Here is a 19,589-nt window from a genome sequence, read left to right on the forward strand (position 1 = left end):
AGCAATGAAACGATACAGCCGGTATTTCCCGAAATTGGGCAGCTGGCTGATATGCAGGAGGAGACATATATGTTGCAAGAAGAGGAAGTAGTGGCTGGTAAGCATTCCGTAACGGAAGCGCTCAAATCAGGACGTACGATCAATAAAATATGGATTGCCGAGAATGCGCAGAAGCATTTGACGCTGCCCATTATTGCGGAAGCCAAAAAACTGGGCATTGTCATTCAGCACGTAGACAAGCGCAAGCTGGATCAGATGGTTCCGGGGGTTCAGCATCAGGGCGTGGTTGCCCAAGCGGCTCCTTATGCTTATGTGGAAGTGGAGGATCTGCTCAAGGTTGCGGAGGAAAAAGGGGAACCGCCTTTCCTGCTGCTTCTCGATGAAATCGAGGATCCTCATAACCTGGGCTCGATTTTGAGAACGGCCGACTGCACGGGGGCTCACGGTGTTGTACTGCCTAAGCGCCGATCCGCTCAGGTGACGGCCACCGTATCCAAAACATCGGCTGGTGCGGTAGAATACGTACCTGTAGCCAGGGTGACCAATCTGGGTCAGACGATTGACCAGCTGAAAGAAATGGGTGTCTGGGTGGTTGGCACCGTGGTTGATGCTGTTCAGGAATTGTACGATACTGAAGTATTTGACGGACCGGTCGCAATCGTAATCGGGAATGAAAGTAAAGGAATGGGGCGTCTGATCCGCGAAAAATGCGATGTGCTTGTGAAGCTGCCGATGGCTGGAAAGATCAATTCGCTTAACGCTTCGGTTGCCGCAGGTGTCGTTATGTACGAAGTTCTTCGCCGTCGCCGCCTTCAGGGTTAGCAATGATGGCCGATTGGCGGGATGTGCTGCTGGTCGATGGCTACAACATGATCGGCGGCTGGCCTTTTCTTGCGAAACTCGCCAATAGCAGCATGCAGGAAGCCCGGGATGTGCTGCTTGAGAAATTAGCGGAATATCAAGCGTATTCAGGCCTCAGAATCGTGGCGATTTTTGATGCTTACCGGGTTCCGGGCCTTGGGAAATCATATATCCAGGGCAAGGTACAGGTGTTTTTTACGAAAGAGAAGGAAACGGCCGATGAGTGCATTGAACGGCTTGTTGGAGAGTTTAGCCACCGCCGGCGTAAAATTTATGTGGCGACCAGTGATCTGATTGAGCAGCATGTCATTTTTGCCCGGGGAGCGCTTCGGTTATCTGCCCGTGAGCTGCTGAATGAAGTGGAGCAGAGTGAGCGCGAAGTGAAGCAGAAAATTACGAAGGAGCAGACCAAGAGCAGGAATACACTTGACGGGAAGCTGCCGCCGGATGTGAGACAGATGTTTGAGCGCTGGCGAAGGGAATAGGACTGTTTTACACAATGGGGACGAAAATGCAGGCTCGTCTGAAGAATGGAAGAGTATATGAATCTACGAAATAGTTTACATTAAATGTTATTATCGGCCTATATTGGCTAGAACGTGGTTGACGGTCTAGTAGACATCATATATACTTGTCATATATTTCAAGCGAGTGACGGGCTACCGTGCGTTCCGGGCCGGAGGGATTCTATTGAGTGTGGACCTCAAGGAAGTCATGTTGTCAGGGTATGATGTGATAAGCGATGAAGACATTGTCGAGGCGGTCCGTGAGGGTGACAGCGGGGCGCTGGAGTATTTGATCAATAAATACCGGAATTTTGTACGTGCTAAAGCCCGTTCTTATTTTCTGATTGGTGCTGACCGGGAAGATATTGTCCAGGAAGGCATGATCGGGCTGTACAAGGCAATTCGTGATTTTAAAGGGGATAAGCTGTCCTCGTTCAAGGCCTTTGCCGAGCTCTGCATTACCAGACAGATTATTACGGCTATTAAGACCGCTACGAGACAGAAGCATATTCCGCTCAATTCGTATGTCTCATTGGACAAGCCTATTTACGATGAGGACTCCGACCGTACGCTGCTGGATGTCATTTGCGGCACAGCGGTAAGCGATCCGGAGGAACTAATCATCAATCAAGAGGAGTTTGTCGGCCTGGAAGACAAGATGTCAGAGATCTTAAGCGATCTGGAACGGAAAGTCCTGATGCTTTATCTGGACGGTCGATCCTATCAAGAGATTGCGGTGGATTTAAGGCGTCATGTGAAATCGATTGACAATGCCCTCCAGCGGGTAAAGCGAAAGCTTGAACGCTATTTGGAGGTCAGGGATAACTGAAACAACGTCGGATAAGAAGCAGAAGGCTCAAGTAGAGCCTTTTTTTAATTGTATTACAGTATTCATGATGGCCAGCTGGGAATCTTCGTATACTCTGCAGCCATTAGTCTTATGACGGGTGATATCATGTTATGATAATGTCAAAGATCTTCATTCTGCAAAATGTGTAATATTTGGTGTTTCATCTGTTAGAAGATTGAACATACTGGATATAGAATAAATGCTGTGCAGAATGGACAAAGACTGTGAAACGCCACAGTTTTTTACAGTGAGATGTTTACAATAAACCGGGGACCTATTCCCTGGCTTAGCTGGCAATGGCATTAATTGCAGCCCGCAATCAGAGAGAAAAAGGCTTGAAATGGCGCTACCCTTGTGATAAAGTGTTTTAGGTAGGCCTAAATTCGCGTGTTTTATGAATGGATCGTTGTTACAGTTTTTGGAACAACGGTTTTATTCATCTCGCAGAAATAACCGAGTTTCGATGAGAACAAGGTTGTTTCTACTAGGATCAATATCGATTCTTCTGAAAAGAAGGACGTCTTCGGGAGGTGCACATCATGCGGGTAATTATCACTTTGGCTTGTACAAGCTGCAAACAAAGAAACTACACAACCACCAAAAACAAGCGAAATCACCCCGACCGCATGGAGATGAAGAAATTTTGCAAGTTCTGTAACGAGCAAACTCCTCATCGCGAAACCAGATAGTTTTCTTTTGGAGGTGTAGTCGGCGTGAAACGTGGTTTCAAGTCTCTGTTTTCCTTTTTCTCTGAAAGCTGGGCGGAACTTAAAAAAGTTCGCTGGCCCAATCGTAAAGAACTGACGAACTATACTTTAATTGTTCTCGGCACCATTGTGTTTGTCACGATTTATTTTTGGGTTGTAGACATCGGTATTTCCGCTGTGATCGAAGCGATAATTTAGAAGGGTCCCAGGTGGCTTGATATGGAAAAAAGATGGTACGTAGTTCATACCTATTCTGGGTATGAGAATAAAGTCAAAGCCAATTTGGAAAAACGTGTCGAGTCTATGGGCATGGAGGACAAAATATTCCGCGTTCTTGTTCCGATGGAAGAAGAAATTGTAAACAAAGACGGCAAGAAAAAAACCGTCATGCGTAAAGTTTACCCGGGATATGTCTTGGTCGAAATGATTCAGACCGATGATTCTTGGTATGTTGTCCGCAATACACCAGGAGTGACCGGTTTTGTTGGTTCGACAGGGTCCGGTTCTAAACCGACGCCTTTGCTTCCAGAAGAAGTTGAACAGATTCTGAAGCATATGGGCATGGAAGAGCCGAAACCGAAGATCGAATTCGACATTAAGGAATCCGTTCGTATCAAGGTTGGTCCTTTTGCGAATTTCGTGGGCTCCGTGGAAGAGATTTTGGCTGAAAAGAGCAAGTTGAAAGTTCACGTCAACATGTTTGGACGGGAAACCCCGCTGGAGTTGGATTATACTCAAGTGGAGAAGATTTAATTCTTCAGGTTTCTTGTGGGAGGGCGTATTATGGCGTCCGCTACCACTATTGATGCAAGGAGGTGTCAACCATGGCTAAGAAAGTTATCAAGATTGTGAAACTGCAAATTCCTGCAGGTAAAGCGAATCCGGCTCCTCCAGTAGGTCCAGCATTGGGTCAAGCGGGTGTCAACATCATGGCATTCTGTAAAGAATTCAACGCTCGTACTGCTGATCAAGCTGGTCTGATCATTCCGGTTGAAATTTCGGTGTTTGAGGATCGTTCCTTTACGTTCATCACGAAAACTCCACCGGCTGCTGTACTGCTTCGCGTAGCTGCTAAGATCGAAAAAGGATCTGGCGAGCCTAACAAGAAGAAAGTTGCAACGGTTAAGCGTGACGCTGTGCGTCAAATCGCTGAGCAAAAAATGCCTGACCTGAACGCTGCATCTGTTGAAGCTGCAATGAAGATGGTAGAGGGTACTGCCCGTAGTATGGGTATCACAATCGAAGACTAATGGTCTCTCGATTGAAACCGGACTAGGTTCGGATTATGTGGGAGGAATTTCCGCTAACACCACAAAGGAGGAAAACAAACATGGCTAAACACGGTAAGAAATACGTTGAAGCTGCGAAGCTGATTGACAGCGAAGCAACTTACGAGCCTTTGGAAGCTGTAGAGCTTGTGAAGAAGGCTGCAACTGCCAAATTCGACGAAACTGTTGAAGCGGCTGTACGTTTGGGTGTAGACCCACGTAAACAAGACCAGGCTGTTCGTGGTGTTGTTGTCTTGCCTCACGGCACAGGTAAAACACAACGCGTTCTGGTATTTGCGAAAGGTGACAAAGCGAAAGAAGCGGAAGCGGCTGGCGCTGATTTTGTTGGCGATCAAGACATGATCAACAAAATTCAACAAGGCTGGTTCGAGTTCGATGTCTGCGTAGCGACACCTGATATGATGAGTGAAGTCGGTAAACTTGGCCGTCTGCTCGGTGGTAAAGGCCTGATGCCTAACCCTAAAGCTGGTACGGTTACGTTCGATGTTGCTAAGGCTGTTCAAGAAATCAAAGCCGGTAAAATCGAGTACCGTCTGGACAAAGCAGGTCAAATCCACGCTCCAATTGGCAAAGTGTCTTTCGATGCAGCTCAATTGAATGAGAACCTCAAAGCTCTCATCGATGCATTGAATCGTGCGAAACCAGCTGCTGCTAAAGGTGTATACCTGAAAGGTATTGCTGTTTCCTCGACTATGGGACCTAGCGCTCGCGTGAACACAACGACTTACAAATAATATTACCATTGACTTCGGTTAGTGATATTTGATATTATGTAACAGTTGTGAGTCTTCGAGACTGACCTTTAAAGTTGAATATGCTTACCGTAGACAGTAGGTGCCCTAAGCAGGCTTAATTTCCTACCGAGGTGTTATGATAGAACGTCAACAATTTGTCCGGTTATCCGGCCAAATGATGATTCATCAGGCCTTCGTAATTCTACGGAGGCTTTTTTAGTGCCCGTAGGAAGAGCGGAGAGCCTGGTGCTCTTACGCTACTAATACAACCAGGAGGTGTAATCATTGGCAAACGCAAAAGTGATTCAAGCGAAACAAGAAGCGGTTGATGTAGTTGCTGCTAAGCTGCGCGAAAGCGTATCGACAGTAGTTGCTGACTATCGTGGATTGAACGTTGCACAAGTAACTGAACTTCGTAAACAGCTTCGTGAAGCTGGCGTCGAGTTCCAAGTACTGAAAAACACGCTGCTTCGCCGTGCGACTGCAGCTGCAGATTTGACTGAGCTGGACGAAGTCCTGACTGGTCCTACAGCTGTTGCATTTGGCACCAATGACGCTGTCGCTCCAGCAAAAGTTCTTAACGATTTTGCTAAGAAAAACGACGCGTTGAAATTGAAAGGCGCAGTAGTAGAAGGTCGTGTAATCGGAGAAAGCGAAATCAAAGCTCTGGCAGAACTTCCGTCCCGCGAAGGTCTCCTCTCCATGCTCCTCAGCGTGCTTCAAGCTCCAGTGCGCAACTTCGCGCTTGCAGTTAAAGCAGTTGCAGAGAAGGAAGAACAAGGCGCATAAGTTTTGTTTTTTCCGAGCTGTGTAACAACAACTATAAAATCTTAATAATAAATGGAGGTTCAACTTAAATGAGCAAAGAGCAAATCTTGGAAGCAATCAAAGGCATGTCCGTTCTGGAACTGAACGATCTTGTAAAAGCAATCGAAGAAGAATTTGGTGTAACTGCTGCAGCTCCAGTAGCTGTTGTTGGTGGCGCTGGTGCAGCTGAAGCTGCTGAGCAATCCGAATTTGACGTAATCCTGACTAGCGCAGGCGCGTCCAAAATCAACGTAATCAAAGTGGTTCGTGAAATCACAGGTCTTGGCTTGAAAGAAGCAAAAGAACTGGTTGACAACGCACCAAAAGCTTTGAAAGAAAAAGTAGCTAAAGAAGAAGCTGAAGCTGTTAAAGCTAAATTGGAAGAAGCAGGCGCATCCGTAGAAGTTAAGTAATAACTTCTCCAGATTATCGTCAGCAAGAAACAAACCCCTTGAATATTTGTTCAAGGGGTTTGTTATTGTGGCGGGGAATCTTGCGCGTACTGATTTCAGTGAGAACGGTTATACTGGGATAATGGAGCCCCTATGGACCATAAGTCCAGGCGGGTAAACTTTGGTTCAATACGGAGGAAATGATGCCGAATCAACATTATTACTCGAATCAGCCAGACATTGCTCATGACCGCAAAGAGTTAAAGACAGAGCTGAGAGGACAGACGTTCAATTTCATTAGTGATGCGGGTGTATTCTCAAAGAGCGGCGTGGATTATGGCAGCAAAGTTTTGATAGATGCAATGGAATTTCAACAGAATGCCTCCGTTCTGGATGTGGGTTGCGGTTATGGTCCGATCGGTCTAACGGCGGCAAAGATGGTCGTGGATGGTCATGTGACAATGATTGACATTAATAGCCGAGCTGTCGAATTGGCTAAAGAGAACGCGAAGCGTAACGGAATCTCGAATGTAACGATCCTGGAGAGCGACTTATTTGCCGTGGTTAAGGATCAGCAGTTCGATGTGATTCTGACCAATCCGCCTATACGTGCCGGGAAAGAAACAGTGCATGCTATATTTGAAGAGTCGTTGAGTCATTTGCGTGAGGGTGGGCAGCTGTGGGTTGTAATTCAGAAGAAGCAAGGTGCACCTTCGGCAAAAGCTAAACTGGAGAGTTTGTTTCACCAGGTAGAAGAAGTAACGAAGGATAAAGGGTACCGGATATTTAAAGCGACCAAATCTTCTTGAAATAGTTTAACTAGGCTGTTGACTTGGGTATGCTGGTATGGTATTATTATAAAATGTCAGTATTAGGATGGTCTCTTTGTCTTTAGTTTGCTGAAATGTCAAGACTTAATGTGTGGAAAGATGCATAAAGTCCGTCATATTGACGTATAATATGTACGTTTTGGGCAAATCTACAGGATATGAGATGATTATCATAACCATGGATAAGCTGCTCTTTTTTCGAAAAGGTATTCGATAAGGGCTTTTCTCTATTTATGGATTGTCCTCTGTATGTACCATTATAGTGTTACAAACAGAGGTTCGCAATGAAATATTTTTAAAGTGAGTAGACATGAGGGGTGAGTTTAAGTTGGCAGGACATCTTGTTCAATATGGTCGACGCACTCGGCGAAGTTATGCTCGTATTAACGAGGTACTCGAAGTTCCGAACCTGATTGAAATCCAACAAAAATCTTATGAATGGTTTTTGGAGGAAGGACTCCGCGAAATGTTCCAGGACATCTCGCCGATTCAGGATTTCACAGGTAATTTGGTACTAGAGTTCATTGACTACAGCCTTGGAGAACCGAAATACACCGTCGATGACGCGAAAGAACGCGACGTTACTTATGCGGCGCCGCTCCGCGTGAAAGTCCGGCTCATTAACAAGGAGACCGGAGAGGTCAAGGAGCAGGAAGTGTTCATGGGAGACTTCCCGTTAATGACGGAAACCGGAACATTCATTATCAATGGTGCCGAACGGGTTATTGTCAGCCAGTTGGTTCGCTCTCCCAGCGTCTATTTCAGCACAAAAGTGGATAAAAACGGTAAGACGACGTACACTGCAACAGTTATCCCTAACCGCGGCGCTTGGCTGGAACTGGAGATGGACGCGAAGGACATTATTTATGTCCGGATCGACCGCACCCGTAAAATCCCTGTAACGGTGCTTTTACGTGCACTTGGTTTTGGTACAGATGCCGAGATTCTGGATCTTCTGGGCAATGATGAATATATTCAAAACACGCTGGATAAAGACAACACGGACTCTACGGAAAAAGCGCTCATCGAAATTTATGAACGCCTTCGTCCGGGCGAGCCGCCAACACTGGAGAACGCGAAGAGTCTTCTCGTTGCTCGTTTCTTTGATCCAAAGCGTTATGATCTGGCTAACGTTGGCCGCTACAAGATCAACAAGAAACTTCATATTAAGAACCGTCTCTTTAATCAACGTTTGGCAGAGAGTTTGATAGACACGGATACAGGTGAGATCGTTGCTGAAGCTGGTCAAACCGTAGACCGTCGTCTTTTGGACGAGATTATGCCTTACTTGGAGAAGAGTGTTGGCTTTAAGAATTATCATGTTGCTGGCGGTGTGATGGACAGCGAGGATATCCCGCTGCAAACAATCGATGTGTTCTCTCCTACTGAGGATGCAAAAGTTGTGAAAGTCATCGCGAACGCAAACATTGATAAATCCGTGAAGCATATTACTCAGGCTGATATCATTTCTTCCATCAGTTATTTCATCAACTTGCTGCATGGAATCGGTAATACAGATGATATTGACCACCTGGGTAACCGTCGTCTGCGTTCCGTAGGCGAATTGCTTCAGAACCAGTTCCGTATCGGTTTGTCCCGGATGGAACGTGTTGTTCGTGAGAGAATGTCGATTCAGGACGCAAATGTCATTACGCCACAAGCGTTAATCAACATTCGTCCGGTTATCGCATCAATTAAAGAGTTCTTCGGTAGCTCCCAGTTGTCCCAGTTCATGGATCAGACAAACCCGCTTGCGGAATTGACGCATAAACGTCGTTTGTCTGCACTCGGACCAGGCGGTCTGACGCGTGAGCGCGCAGGCTTTGAAGTACGGGACGTTCACCACAGTCACTATGGCCGTATGTGTCCGATTGAGACACCGGAGGGACCAAACATCGGTTTGATCAACTCCTTGTCCACATTCGCACGCATCAACGAATATGGCTTCATTGAAGCTCCGTATCGTTGGGTTGATCCGAAGACCGGCAAAGTAACGGAACAAATCGATTATCTGACTGCAGACGAAGAGGATAACTACATCGTTGCCCAGGCGAATGCCGAGCTTAACGAAGATGGTACCTTTACTGATGAAATGGTAATCGTTCGTTATAACAAGCAATCCGATAATATCCTTCCTATGCCAAGCGATCGTGTAGACTACATGGACGTTTCGCCTAAGCAGGTTGTATCGGTAGCAACGGCGCTCATTCCGTTCCTTGAGAACGATGACTCCAACCGCGCGCTGATGGGATCCAACATGCAGCGGCAGGCTGTACCACTCCTTATTCCGAAGGCGCCGCTTGTCGGAACTGGAATGGAGCACAAGTCTGCTAAAGACTCCGGTGTATGTATTGTATCCAAATATGACGGGATTATTGAACGTTCATCTGCTAATGAGATCTGGCTCCGCCGCGTAGAGAATGTGGACGGACAAGAAGTCAAAGGCGATATCGTTAAACATAAATTACACAAATTTATGCGTTCGAACCAAGGAACATGCATTAACCAGCGTCCAATCGTGAAACGTGGGGAAGTTATCAAAAAAGGTGACATCCTCGCAGACGGTCCATCCACGGAGATGGGTGAATTGGCACTGGGCCGCAACGTGGTCGTTGCGTTCATGACTTGGGAAGGTTACAACTACGAGGATGCGATTCTTCTCTCCGAGAAGCTTGTCAAAGAGGATGTGTACACTTCGATCCATATCGAGGAGTATGAATCCGAAGCTCGTGATACGAAGCTTGGACCAGAGGAAATCACGCGTGATATTCCGAACGTTGGGGAAGAAGCACTGAAGAACCTCGATGAGCGCGGTATTATCCGCATCGGTGCCGAAATCAGCGCCGGAGACATTCTCGTTGGTAAAGTAACGCCTAAGGGCGTAACTGAACTGACGGCAGAAGAGCGTCTCCTGCATGCGATCTTCGGTGAGAAGGCTCGCGAAGTGCGTGATACCTCGCTGCGTGTTCCTCACGGTAGTGACGGTATCATCGTAGATGTGAAGGTATTTACACGTGAGAACGGCGACGAATTGCCGCCGGGCGTGAACCAATTGGTTCGTGTCTACATCGCGCAGAAGCGTAAAATCTCGGAAGGTGACAAAATGGCCGGACGTCACGGTAACAAAGGTGTCGTTGCCCGTATTTTGCCTGAGGAAGATATGCCGTTCCTGCCGGATGGCACGCCGGTTCAAGTCGTACTGAACCCACTGGGGGTACCATCACGGATGAATATCGGTCAGGTGCTCGAGGTTCACTTGGGTATGGCTGCACTCCAGCTCGGCATTCACGTGGCTTCACCGGTATTTGACGGTGCAAGCGAGTACGACGTGTTTGATACGATGGAAGAAGCAGGTATGCAGCGTAACGGTAAGACCATATTGTACGATGGACGGACGGGTGAGCGTTTTGAACGTGAAGTTACCGTCGGCGTCATGCATATGATCAAACTTGCGCACATGGTTGACGATAAAATTCACGCCCGTTCTACGGGACCATACTCACTCGTTACGCAGCAGCCGCTGGGTGGTAAAGCTCAGTTTGGTGGACAGCGCTTTGGTGAGATGGAAGTGTGGGCACTTGAAGCTTACGGTGCCGCTTATACACTGCAAGAAATTCTTACCGTTAAGTCCGATGACGTGGTTGGCCGGGTGAAAACCTACGAATCCATCGTCAAGGGCGAGAACGTTCCGGAGCCGGGTGTTCCTGAGTCGTTCAAGGTATTAATAAAAGAGCTTCAGTCTCTCGGTATGGATGTCAAAATCCTGAGCGAGAATGAAGAGGAAATCGAGATGAAAGAACTCGATGACGAAGACGATGCTCAAGGTGATAAACTGAGCCTTAACTTGGAAGGCACTGAAGTCGGAGTGGAATAACGGTCAATCATTCACCCCCGTCGGCTTTATAAGTCGGCGGTGGTGTTATGGTCGTATAGCACATAAATAGGACTAGGTTGAGGAGGGTTGCTCCTTGTTGGACGTTAACAATTTTGAGTACATGAAAATCGGTCTTGCTTCACCGGAAAAAATTCGCTCTTGGTCTCGCGGAGAGGTGAAGAAGCCGGAAACGATTAACTACCGTACATTGAAGCCGGAGAAAGAAGGCCTGTTCTGTGAGCGGATTTTTGGCCCGCAGAAGGACTGGGAATGTCATTGCGGTAAGTATAAGCGTGTCCGTTATAAAGGAGTAGTCTGTGATCGCTGTGGCGTTGAAGTTACGCGCGCCAAAGTCCGTCGTGAACGGATGGGCCATATCGAGCTTGCGGCTCCTGTATCGCACATTTGGTATTTCAAAGGGATTCCTAGCCGCATGGGTCTGGCTTTGGATATGTCCCCAAGATCTCTTGAGGAGATCATTTATTTCGCATCTTATGTTGTAACAGATCCAGGAGATACGCCGCTGGAGAAGAAACAACTGCTGTCCGAGAAGGAATATCGCAGCTATCGTGAGAAGTATGGCTACGGGTTCCAGGCAGGCATGGGTGCGGAAGCTGTCAAGAAGCTTCTTCAAGACATCGACGTTGATAAAGAGTTGGAGTTCCTGAAGGAAGAATTGCGTACAGCACAAGGTCAGCGCCGCAACCGGGCGATCAAACGCCTGGAAGTTATTGAGGCGTTCCGTAACTCCGGCAACAATCCGGAGTGGATGATCATGGATGTGCTGCCGGTCATTCCACCGGAGCTTCGTCCGATGGTTCAACTGGATGGTGGACGCTTTGCGACCTCCGACTTGAACGATCTGTACCGTCGCGTTATTAACCGGAACAACCGTCTGAAAAGACTGCTGGATCTCGGTGCGCCGGATATTATCGTACAGAACGAGAAGCGCATGCTGCAGGAAGCTGTCGATGCTCTGATCGATAACGGTCGTCGCGGCCGTCCAGTAACAGGTCCTGGTAACCGTCCGCTTAAATCTCTCAGCCACATGCTGAAAGGTAAACAAGGACGTTTCCGTCAGAACTTGCTCGGTAAACGGGTTGACTACTCTGGTCGTTCCGTTATCGTTGTAGGTCCTTACCTGAAAATGTACCAGTGCGGTCTGCCTAAGAAAATGGCACTTGAGCTCTTCAAGCCGTTCGTTATGAAGGAATTGGTCAACAAAGGCCTTGCACATAATATCAAGAGCGCTAAACGCAAAGTAGAACGCGTAAGTCCAGAAGTATGGGATGTGCTCGAAGAAGTCATTAAAGAGCATCCGGTTCTTCTGAACCGTGCACCGACGCTTCACAGACTCGGTATTCAAGCATTTGAACCGATCCTTGTTGAAGGTCATGCCATCCGTCTTCACCCACTCGTATGTACAGCTTATAACGCTGACTTTGACGGTGACCAAATGGCGGTTCACGTTCCTTTGTCTGCTGAAGCTCAAGCTGAAGCACGGCTCTTGATGCTGGCATCGGGTAACATTCTGAACCCGAAAGACGGCAAACCGGTTGTTACGCCATCTCAGGATATGGTACTCGGTTCCTTCTATCTCACGATGGATAACAAGGAAGAGAAAGGTACCGGTATGATTCTGGGCAGCGTGAACGAAGCGGTATCCGCATATCAGCGTGAAGCAGCAGGACTGCATGCACGCGTAGCGATTCCGGTTAAAGCGCTTGGCAAAACCAACTTTACCGAAGAACAGCAGAATGCTATTTTGGTTACGACGATTGGCCGGATTATCTTTAACGAGATTTTCCCTGCCAGCTTCCCATACATTAATGAAGCGACTCGTACGAACCTGCTGCATGGTACGCCTGAGAAGTATTTCGTATACGAGAAGGGTGCAGATATTCAAAAAGTAATTCAGGAATTGCCGATCAGCGGAGCTGTAGGCAAGGAATATCTGGGTTCCATCATTGCACGCTGTTTCGAAACGTACCATACAACCGAAACCTCTGTGATTTTGGATAAAATCAAGCAGATCGGTTTCACCTACTCTACTCGTGCAGGCGTAACCGTTGCGGTTTCTGACGTTATTGTACCTGACGAGAAGAATGAAATTCTGAAAGAGTCCGATGAGAAGGTTAAAGTAGTAACAAACCAATATCGTCGCGGCTTGATTACGAATGAAGAACGCTATGACCGTGTTATCGACATATGGTCCAAGACCAAGGATGACATTACGGAAGTACTCATGAAATCAATGGATCGCTTTAACTCCATTATGCTCATGGTGGACTCCAAGGCACGGGGTAACAAATCGCAGATCACCCAGCTTGGTGGTATGCGGGGTCTGATGGCGAACCCGTCCGGTCGTATCATCGAACTCCCAATCAAATCGAACTTCCGTGAAGGTCTGACGGTACTCGAGTACTTCCTGTCCACTCACGGTGCACGTAAAGGTCTTGCCGATACAGCGCTTCGTACCGCTGACTCCGGTTACTTGACTCGTCGACTTGTTGACGTGGCCCAGGATGTTATCGTTCGCGAAGATGAGTGCAGCACGGACAAAGGCTTCACCGTTAGCCGTATCCAGGACGGCAAGGAAGTTATTGAGGATCTCTATGACCGTATTGAAGGACGTTACGCATTTGAAACCGTTCGTCATCCGGAAACCAAAGAGATTATCGTAAATCGCAACGAATTGATTGATTCCGACAAAGCTGAAGAGATCGTGGCAGCTGGTGTTGAAAAACTTCAAATTCGTTCCATCTTGAGCTGCCGTGCACGTTATGGCGTCTGCAAAAAATGTTATGGTCGTAACCTGGCTACTGGTAAGCATGTTGAGATTGGTGAAGCGGTTGGTATCATCGCAGCTCAATCCATCGGTGAGCCGGGAACACAGCTTACGATGCGTACATTCCACACAGGCGGTGTTGCCGGAGACGATATCACGCAAGGTCTTCCGCGTATCCAAGAGCTCTTTGAAGCCCGTAATCCTAAAGGTCAAGCGACCATTAGTGAGATCGACGGTGTGGTTAAAGAGATCCGCGAAACGAAAGACCGTCGTGAAATTGAAATTCAAGGTGAAGCCGAAACGAAAGTTTACGCGGTTACCTATGGCTCCCGTCTGCGCGTAAGCGAAGGCAAGCACATCGAAGCCGGGGATGAACTGACGGATGGTTCCATTGATCCGAAGGAAATGCTTCGCATCAAAGGTATCCGTGGTGTGCAGAACTACATCCTTCAGGAAGTACAACGCGTATACCGTAACCAAGGTGTAGAAATTAACGATAAACACGTTGAAGTAATGATCAGACAGATGCTGCGTAAATTCCGTATCGTTGATGCGGGCGATACCAATCTGCTGCCAGGCTCCTTCGTGGATATGCATGAATACGAGACAGCCAATAAAGACGCTATTCTGTCTGGAAAAGAACCAGCAGTTGCTAAACCGGTTCTTCTCGGGATTACGAAAGCTTCCCTTGAAACAGATTCGTTCTTGTCAGCGGCCTCCTTCCAGGAGACGACTCGCGTGTTGACTGATGCTGCCATTAAAGGTAAAGTCGATCAACTCCTTGGCCTGAAAGAGAATGTTATCATTGGTAAGCTGATCCCTGCGGGAACGGGCATGAACCGTTATCGCAGCGTGAAATTTGCGGGACAGAACGACGTGAATGACGAAAGTCAGGAGCTCGAAACGGCTTCTATAGATTAAGAAGAAAGTCGGGTGACGGGAGGAAACGGCATGTTGAATGCTGAACTCTCTCCCGTCCCTAAGTTTCTTTTTTTCTGATTTAATAGCTTGACATCGCTTAGGGCAGATGCTAATATAGCAAAGGTGCGTGAATAGTTTCTTTGTTCCCTGTTCTTTTGGAGGAATGACTGTGTCTAATGATAAAGGATTACAGGATGCACACATCAAGATTGGCACCAAACAAACGATGAAGGCCGTTGAATCCGGTCTGGCTGCAGAGGTTTATGTAGCTGAAGATTGCGACCAGCGTTTGATTTCAAAAGTCGTATCCGAGTGTGATAAGAATGGAGTACATATCAATTATGTGCCCACGATGATAGAGCTTGGAGAAGCATGCGGTATTGAAGTCGGTGCAGCTATGGTAGCTGTCTTGAAATCATGATTTGAGAAATCGTTTTTGTTGGAGAAGGCGTTACTTCTCTCGGCAAAAACTTTTCATTTGTTCTTTTATGAACCGCCTGGGTCTGTGGACTTAAACGGGTTTGTAATAGGATGATAAATACGGGAAGGGGGTGGCTAGCATGCCAACAATTAACCAACTGGTTCGCAAGGGCCGTCAAGCCAAAGTTTACAAATCGAAATCTCCAGCTCTTCAAAAAGGTTTTAACGCTTTGAAACGTGAGGAGACCGACTTGAGCGCTCCGCAAAAACGCGGTGTATGCACTCGTGTAGGCACAATGACGCCGAAAAAACCGAACTCCGCACTTCGTAAATATGCTCGTGTTCGGTTGACGAACCGCATTGAGGTGACAGCTTACATTCCGGGTATCGGACATAACTTGCAAGAGCACAGTGTTGTATTGGTTCGCGGTGGACGGGTAAAAGACCTTCCGGGTGTACGTTACCATATCGTTCGCGGCGCACTTGATACCGCTGGTGTAAACAACCGGATGCAAGCTCGTTCCAAATACGGCACGAAGCGTCCTAAAGCAAAAAGCTAATTGATGTTCATGTTTTCTAACATGACTCACGACTGAAGAAAGGGGGATATCCATGCCACGCAAAGGTCCAGTAACCAAAAGAGACGTGCTTCCAGATCCAGTGTACAACAGCAAGCTGGTAACTCGTCTGATCAACCGCATCATGTTGGATGGTAAAAGAGGTGTTGCTCAAAGCATCCTTTACAATTCATTCAACATCATCAAGGAACGTACTGGTAATGATCCGATGGAAGTGTTTGAAGCAGCTATCAAAAATATCATGCCAGTATTGGAAGTTAAAGCTCGTCGTGTCGGCGGTGCTAACTACCAGGTTCCTATCGAAGTTAAACCAGAGAGACGTACATCCCTTGGATTACGTTGGCTCGTAAACTACTCCCGCAACCGCGGTGAGAAAACAATGGAAGAGCGTTTGGCGGCAGAGATCATCGATGCTTCCAACAACACAGGCGCTTCTGTTAAGAAACGCGAAGATACACACAAAATGGCTGAAGCGAACAAAGCGTTTGCTCACTACCGCTGGTAGGATTCGGCAACTATTTTATACTTCAAATTTTGAAGGGAGACTATTCGCATGGCGACAAGAGAGTTCTCCTTGAAAAATACACGTAATATCGGGATCATGGCGCATATTGACGCTGGTAAAACGACCACTACAGAGCGGATTTTGTTCTATACAGGCCGTACGCACAAAATCGGGGAAGTTCACGAAGGTGCTGCTACAATGGACTGGATGGAGCAGGAACAGGAGCGCGGGATCACGATTACATCCGCTGCGACTACCGCTTCTTGGAAGGGTCATCGCGTTAATATTATCGACACCCCGGGGCACGTTGACTTCACAGTAGAAGTTGAACGTTCCCTTCGTGTATTGGATGGGGCAGTAGGTGTATTCAGTGCGAAAGAGGGCGTTGAACCTCAGTCGGAGACTGTTTGGAGACAAGCAGACCGTTATGGAGTTCCGCGGATCGCATACGTAAACAAAATGGATATTATCGGTGCCGACTACTTGAACGTAGTTAAAGATATGAGAGAGCGTCTGCAAGCGAACGCGGTAGCGATTCAGCTTCCGATCGGTGCAGAGAACGATTTCATTGGCATCATCGATATTGTCGAGGAAAAAGCTTTCATGTATAAAGATGACCTTGGTCAAAATATCGAAGAAACCGAAATTCCAGCAGAGTTCAAGGATCAAGTGGAAGAGCTTCGCAACGAGTTAGTTGAGAAGGTAGCAGAACTTGACGAAGACTTGACAATGAAATACCTTGAAGGTGAAGAAATCACCATTGCTGAGTTGAAAGCCGCTCTGCGTAAAGGTGTTGTCGAAGTTAAGATCTTCCCTGTTATCTGTGGATCTTCTTACCGTAACAAAGGCGTTCAGTTGATGCTTGATGCCGTAATCGATTATTTGCCGGCTCCAACTGACGTTCCAGATATCAAGGGTTCCCTTGAAGACGGAACTGAAGCAATTCGGCATTCTTCTGATGAAGAGCCGTTCTCGGCTTTGGCATTCAAAATCGCTACGGACCCTTATGTTGGTAAGCTGACATTCTTCCGCGTATATTCCGGTGTTCTGCAATCCGGCTCTTACGTACTGAATGCAACTAAAGGCAAGCGTGAGCGCATTGGTCGTATCCTTCAAATGCATGCGAACAGCCGCCAAGAAATTTCCGAAGTATTTGCCGGAGATATCGCAGCTGCTGTAGGTTTGAAAGATACGGGCACAGGTGATACACTATGTGATGAGAAAAACCCGGTTATCCTGGAGTCCATGAACTTCCCTGATCCGGTTATCGAAATCGCAGTTGAGCCTAAAACAAAAGCTGACCAAGATAAAATGGGTGTTGCTCTCGGTAAGTTGACTGAAGAGGATCCAACTCTTCGTGCGCATACTGATGAAGAAACAGGCCAAACGATCTTGGCTGGTATGGGTGAGCTTCATTTGGACATTATCATCGACCGTATGCGTCGTGAGTTCAAAGTAGAAACCAATGTGGGTAAACCACAGGTAGCTTACCGTGAAACCTTCCGTGCACCTGCACGTGTTGAAGGTAAATTCGTTCGTCAGTCCGGTGGTCGTGGTCAATACGGTCACGTTTGGGTTGAGTTCGAACCATTGGAAGCAGGTAGCGGTAACCAGTTCGAGAGCAAGGTTGTCGGTGGTTCCGTACCAAGAGAATATATTGGTCCTGCACAACAAGGTATTGAAGAGCAAATGAAGAACGGTGTACTTGCCGGCTTCCCGCTTGTTGACGTTAAAGCAACCATCGTTGACGGTTCATACCATGATGTTGACTCCAATGAAATGGCGTTTAAAATCGCCGGCTCCATGGCTCTGAAAGCAGCAAAAGAAAAGTGTAAGCCTGTCCTGCTTGAGCCAATCATGAAAGTAGAAGTTACCGTGCCTGAGGAATACATGGGCGACGTAATGGGTATGCTGAACTCCCGCCGTGGACGTATCGAAGGTATGGACTCCCGTGGTGGTACTCAAATTATCCGTGCGAAAGTACCTCTTTCCGAAATGTTCGGTTACTCCACTACCCTTCGCTCCGGTACACAAGGACGCGGTGTGTTCTCCATGGAACTCTCCCATTACGAAGAAGTTCCTAAGAGTATCTCCGATGAAATTGTGTCCAAGATCAAAGGCGGAGAGTAATAACGTTTTACCTGCTGGATAGGAGGCGGGACGTATATCCCGTTAACTCCGCTTCCGGCCCAACATATATATCCCCTTAAGGAGGAATTGTTCAAATGGCAAAGGCTAAATACGAACGTACGAAACCCCATGTTAACATCGGTACTATCGGTCACGTTGACCATGGTAAAACTACTCTGACTGCTGCAATCACAAGTGTATTGTCCAAAACTTATGGTGGCGCAGCAATGTCTTTCGATCAAATCGACAAAGCTCCAGAAGAGCGCGAACGCGGTATCACAATCTCTACTTCCCACGTAGAGTACGAAACTGACGCTCGTCACTATGCACACGTTGACTGCCCAGGTCACGCTGACTATGTTAAAAACATGATCACTGGCGCAGCTCAAATGGACGGAGCGATCCTGGTTGTATCCGCAGCTGACGGCCCAATGCCGCAAACTCGCGAGCACATCCTGTTGTCCCGCCAAGTAGGCGTACCTTACATCGTTGTATTCTTGAACAAATGCGACATGGTTGATGACGAAGAGCTCTTGGAATTGGTTGAAATGGAAGTTCGCGACCTTCTGAGCGAGTATGACTTCCCAGGCGACGACACTCCGATTACTCGTGGTTCCGCTCGTGAAGCTCTGCAAAACCCAGATGGCGAATGGGCACAAAAAATCGTTGAAATGTTCAAAACAATCGACGAGTACATCCCATTGCCAGAGCGCGACACTGACAAGCCTTTCTTGATGCCTGTCGAGGACGTATTCTCCATCACTGGTCGTGGTACCGTTGCTACAGGTCGTGTAGAGCGTGGTACGATCAAAGTTGGTGAAGAAATCGAAATCGTTGGTATCGCTGAAGAAACTAAGAAATCCGTTGTTACGGGCGTTGAAATGTTCCGTAAATTGCTGGATTCTGCTCAAGCTGGTGACAACATCGGCGCATTGCTTCGTGGTGTAGACCGTACTCAAATCGAGCGTGGTCAAGTACTTGCTAAGCCTGCTTCCGTTAAACCACACACAGAGTTCACTGCTCAAGTATACGTACTGAGCAAAGAAGAAGGCGGACGTCATAAGCCTTTCTTCACTGGCTACCGTCCACAGTTCTACTTCCGTACTACGGATGTAACTGGTGTGATCAACCTGCCAGAAGGTTCTGAAATGGTTATGCCTGGTGATAACATCACCGTTACGGTTAACCTGATCAACCCAATCGCGATTGAAGAAGGAACTAAGTTCTCCATTCGTGAAGGCGGCCGTACCGTAGGTGCTGGTTCCGTTGCTACCATCATTAAATAATTAAGGCCTACAAACAGCCTTGCATATAGCAACAGTGTATTGTAACAAGCAACAATGTGATGTCCTGATAAAAGAGTCCGATCCCTTGGGATTGGGCTCTTTTTCTGTTGT

General features: G+C 47.3%; 18 protein-coding genes and 1 other annotated feature. All 18 genes read left to right on the plus strand.

Annotated elements, in window-relative coordinates; all coding sequences use genetic code 11:
- Nucleotides 1-69 precede the first annotated feature (69 nt).
- The 18 genes from rlmB (at nt 70) to tuf (ending at nt 19,478) form a co-directional block, all read left to right on the plus strand.
- Nucleotides 70-822, plus strand: a complete 753-nt coding sequence (rlmB, locus tag WDY75_RS03310; protein WP_006212944.1) for a 23S rRNA (guanosine(2251)-2'-O)-methyltransferase RlmB — start codon at nt 70-72, stop codon at nt 820-822.
- 5 nt (nt 823-827) lie between these two features.
- Nucleotides 828-1,346: an NYN domain-containing protein gene (locus WDY75_RS03315; RefSeq protein ID WP_036638422.1), complete on the plus strand. Its 519-nt coding sequence runs from the start codon at nt 828-830 to the stop codon at nt 1,344-1,346.
- 205 nt (nt 1,347-1,551) lie between these two features.
- Nucleotides 1,552-2,196 (plus strand): RNA polymerase sporulation sigma factor SigH, encoded by a 645-nt coding sequence (gene sigH / locus WDY75_RS03320; protein WP_006212942.1) that lies wholly within the window; start codon nt 1,552-1,554, stop codon nt 2,194-2,196.
- A gap of 560 nt (nt 2,197-2,756) precedes the next feature.
- A complete protein-coding gene (rpmG, locus tag WDY75_RS03325) occupies nt 2,757-2,906 on the plus strand; it encodes a 50S ribosomal protein L33 (protein WP_006212941.1) in 150 nt (49 codons plus the stop codon).
- Between the two features lie 24 nt (nt 2,907-2,930).
- Nucleotides 2,931-3,122, plus strand: a complete 192-nt coding sequence (gene secE, locus WDY75_RS03330; RefSeq protein WP_006212940.1) for a preprotein translocase subunit SecE — start codon at nt 2,931-2,933, stop codon at nt 3,120-3,122.
- 21 nt (nt 3,123-3,143) lie between these two features.
- Entirely contained in the window at nt 3,144-3,677 is a 534-nt protein-coding gene (gene nusG, locus WDY75_RS03335; protein ID WP_006212939.1) for a transcription termination/antitermination protein NusG, read from the plus strand.
- 71 nt (nt 3,678-3,748) lie between these two features.
- On the plus strand, nt 3,749-4,174 hold the full coding sequence (rplK, locus tag WDY75_RS03340; protein ID WP_006212938.1) for a 50S ribosomal protein L11: 426 nt from the start codon (nt 3,749-3,751) through the stop codon (nt 4,172-4,174).
- Between the two features lie 80 nt (nt 4,175-4,254).
- The gene (rplA, locus tag WDY75_RS03345) at nt 4,255-4,947 is read left to right on the plus strand and encodes a 50S ribosomal protein L1 (RefSeq protein WP_006212937.1); all 693 of its coding nucleotides are present in this window, start codon (nt 4,255-4,257) and stop codon (nt 4,945-4,947) included.
- A 69-nt stretch (nt 4,948-5,016) separates the two neighbouring features.
- Nucleotides 5,017-5,174, plus strand: a sequence feature (ribosomal protein L10 leader region).
- A 58-nt stretch (nt 5,175-5,232) separates the two neighbouring features.
- Entirely contained in the window at nt 5,233-5,736 is a 504-nt protein-coding gene (gene rplJ, locus WDY75_RS03350; protein WP_006212936.1) for a 50S ribosomal protein L10, read from the plus strand.
- A gap of 68 nt (nt 5,737-5,804) precedes the next feature.
- A complete protein-coding gene (gene rplL, locus WDY75_RS03355; protein WP_006212935.1) occupies nt 5,805-6,167 on the plus strand; it encodes a 50S ribosomal protein L7/L12 in 363 nt (120 codons plus the stop codon).
- A 182-nt stretch (nt 6,168-6,349) separates the two neighbouring features.
- Entirely contained in the window at nt 6,350-6,955 is a 606-nt protein-coding gene (locus WDY75_RS03360; RefSeq protein ID WP_063477863.1) for a class I SAM-dependent methyltransferase, read from the plus strand.
- Nucleotides 6,956-7,304: 349 nt separating this feature from the next.
- Complete coding sequence (gene rpoB, locus WDY75_RS03365) at nt 7,305-10,850, plus strand: DNA-directed RNA polymerase subunit beta (RefSeq protein WP_063477862.1); 3,546 nt, start codon at nt 7,305-7,307, stop codon at nt 10,848-10,850.
- 94 nt (nt 10,851-10,944) lie between these two features.
- Nucleotides 10,945-14,559 (plus strand): DNA-directed RNA polymerase subunit beta', encoded by a 3,615-nt coding sequence (rpoC, locus tag WDY75_RS03370; RefSeq protein ID WP_006212932.1) that lies wholly within the window; start codon nt 10,945-10,947, stop codon nt 14,557-14,559.
- A gap of 169 nt (nt 14,560-14,728) precedes the next feature.
- Nucleotides 14,729-14,980, plus strand: a complete 252-nt coding sequence (locus tag WDY75_RS03375; RefSeq protein WP_006212931.1) for a ribosomal L7Ae/L30e/S12e/Gadd45 family protein — start codon at nt 14,729-14,731, stop codon at nt 14,978-14,980.
- A 139-nt stretch (nt 14,981-15,119) separates the two neighbouring features.
- Nucleotides 15,120-15,539, plus strand: a complete 420-nt coding sequence (rpsL, locus tag WDY75_RS03380) for a 30S ribosomal protein S12 (protein ID WP_006212930.1) — start codon at nt 15,120-15,122, stop codon at nt 15,537-15,539.
- 52 nt (nt 15,540-15,591) lie between these two features.
- A complete protein-coding gene (gene rpsG / locus WDY75_RS03385; protein WP_006212929.1) occupies nt 15,592-16,062 on the plus strand; it encodes a 30S ribosomal protein S7 in 471 nt (156 codons plus the stop codon).
- A 48-nt stretch (nt 16,063-16,110) separates the two neighbouring features.
- Nucleotides 16,111-18,192, plus strand: coding sequence for an elongation factor G (fusA, locus tag WDY75_RS03390; RefSeq protein ID WP_006212928.1), 2,082 nt, complete (start codon nt 16,111-16,113; stop codon nt 18,190-18,192).
- A gap of 95 nt (nt 18,193-18,287) precedes the next feature.
- Nucleotides 18,288-19,478 (plus strand): elongation factor Tu, encoded by a 1,191-nt coding sequence (gene tuf, locus WDY75_RS03395; protein ID WP_006212927.1) that lies wholly within the window; start codon nt 18,288-18,290, stop codon nt 19,476-19,478.
- Nucleotides 19,479-19,589: the final 111 nt, after the last annotated feature.

Source organism: Paenibacillus glucanolyticus (assembly GCF_037333485.1).
Taxonomy (GTDB): Bacteria; Bacillota; Bacilli; order Paenibacillales; family Paenibacillaceae; genus Paenibacillus_AQ; species Paenibacillus_AQ glucanolyticus.

What these genes read in the sequence shown, in the direction of transcription:
- rlmB (WP_006212944.1), top strand. Translation starts at nt 70, where the DNA reads ATGTTGCAAGAAGAGGAAGTAGTGGCTGGTAAGCATTCCGTAACGGAA.
- WDY75_RS03315 (WP_036638422.1), top strand. Translation starts at nt 828, where the DNA reads ATGGCCGATTGGCGGGATGTGCTGCTGGTCGATGGCTACAACATGATC.
- rpmG (WP_006212941.1), top strand. Translation starts at nt 2,757, where the DNA reads ATGCGGGTAATTATCACTTTGGCTTGTACAAGCTGCAAACAAAGAAAC.
- nusG (WP_006212939.1), top strand. Translation starts at nt 3,144, where the DNA reads ATGGAAAAAAGATGGTACGTAGTTCATACCTATTCTGGGTATGAGAAT.
- rplK (WP_006212938.1), top strand. Translation starts at nt 3,749, where the DNA reads ATGGCTAAGAAAGTTATCAAGATTGTGAAACTGCAAATTCCTGCAGGT.
- rplA (WP_006212937.1), top strand. Translation starts at nt 4,255, where the DNA reads ATGGCTAAACACGGTAAGAAATACGTTGAAGCTGCGAAGCTGATTGAC.
- rplL (WP_006212935.1), top strand. Translation starts at nt 5,805, where the DNA reads ATGAGCAAAGAGCAAATCTTGGAAGCAATCAAAGGCATGTCCGTTCTG.
- WDY75_RS03360 (WP_063477863.1), top strand. Translation starts at nt 6,350, where the DNA reads ATGCCGAATCAACATTATTACTCGAATCAGCCAGACATTGCTCATGAC.
- rpsL (WP_006212930.1), top strand. Translation starts at nt 15,120, where the DNA reads ATGCCAACAATTAACCAACTGGTTCGCAAGGGCCGTCAAGCCAAAGTT.
- rpsG (WP_006212929.1), top strand. Translation starts at nt 15,592, where the DNA reads ATGCCACGCAAAGGTCCAGTAACCAAAAGAGACGTGCTTCCAGATCCA.
- fusA (WP_006212928.1), top strand. Translation starts at nt 16,111, where the DNA reads ATGGCGACAAGAGAGTTCTCCTTGAAAAATACACGTAATATCGGGATC.
- tuf (WP_006212927.1), top strand. Translation starts at nt 18,288, where the DNA reads ATGGCAAAGGCTAAATACGAACGTACGAAACCCCATGTTAACATCGGT.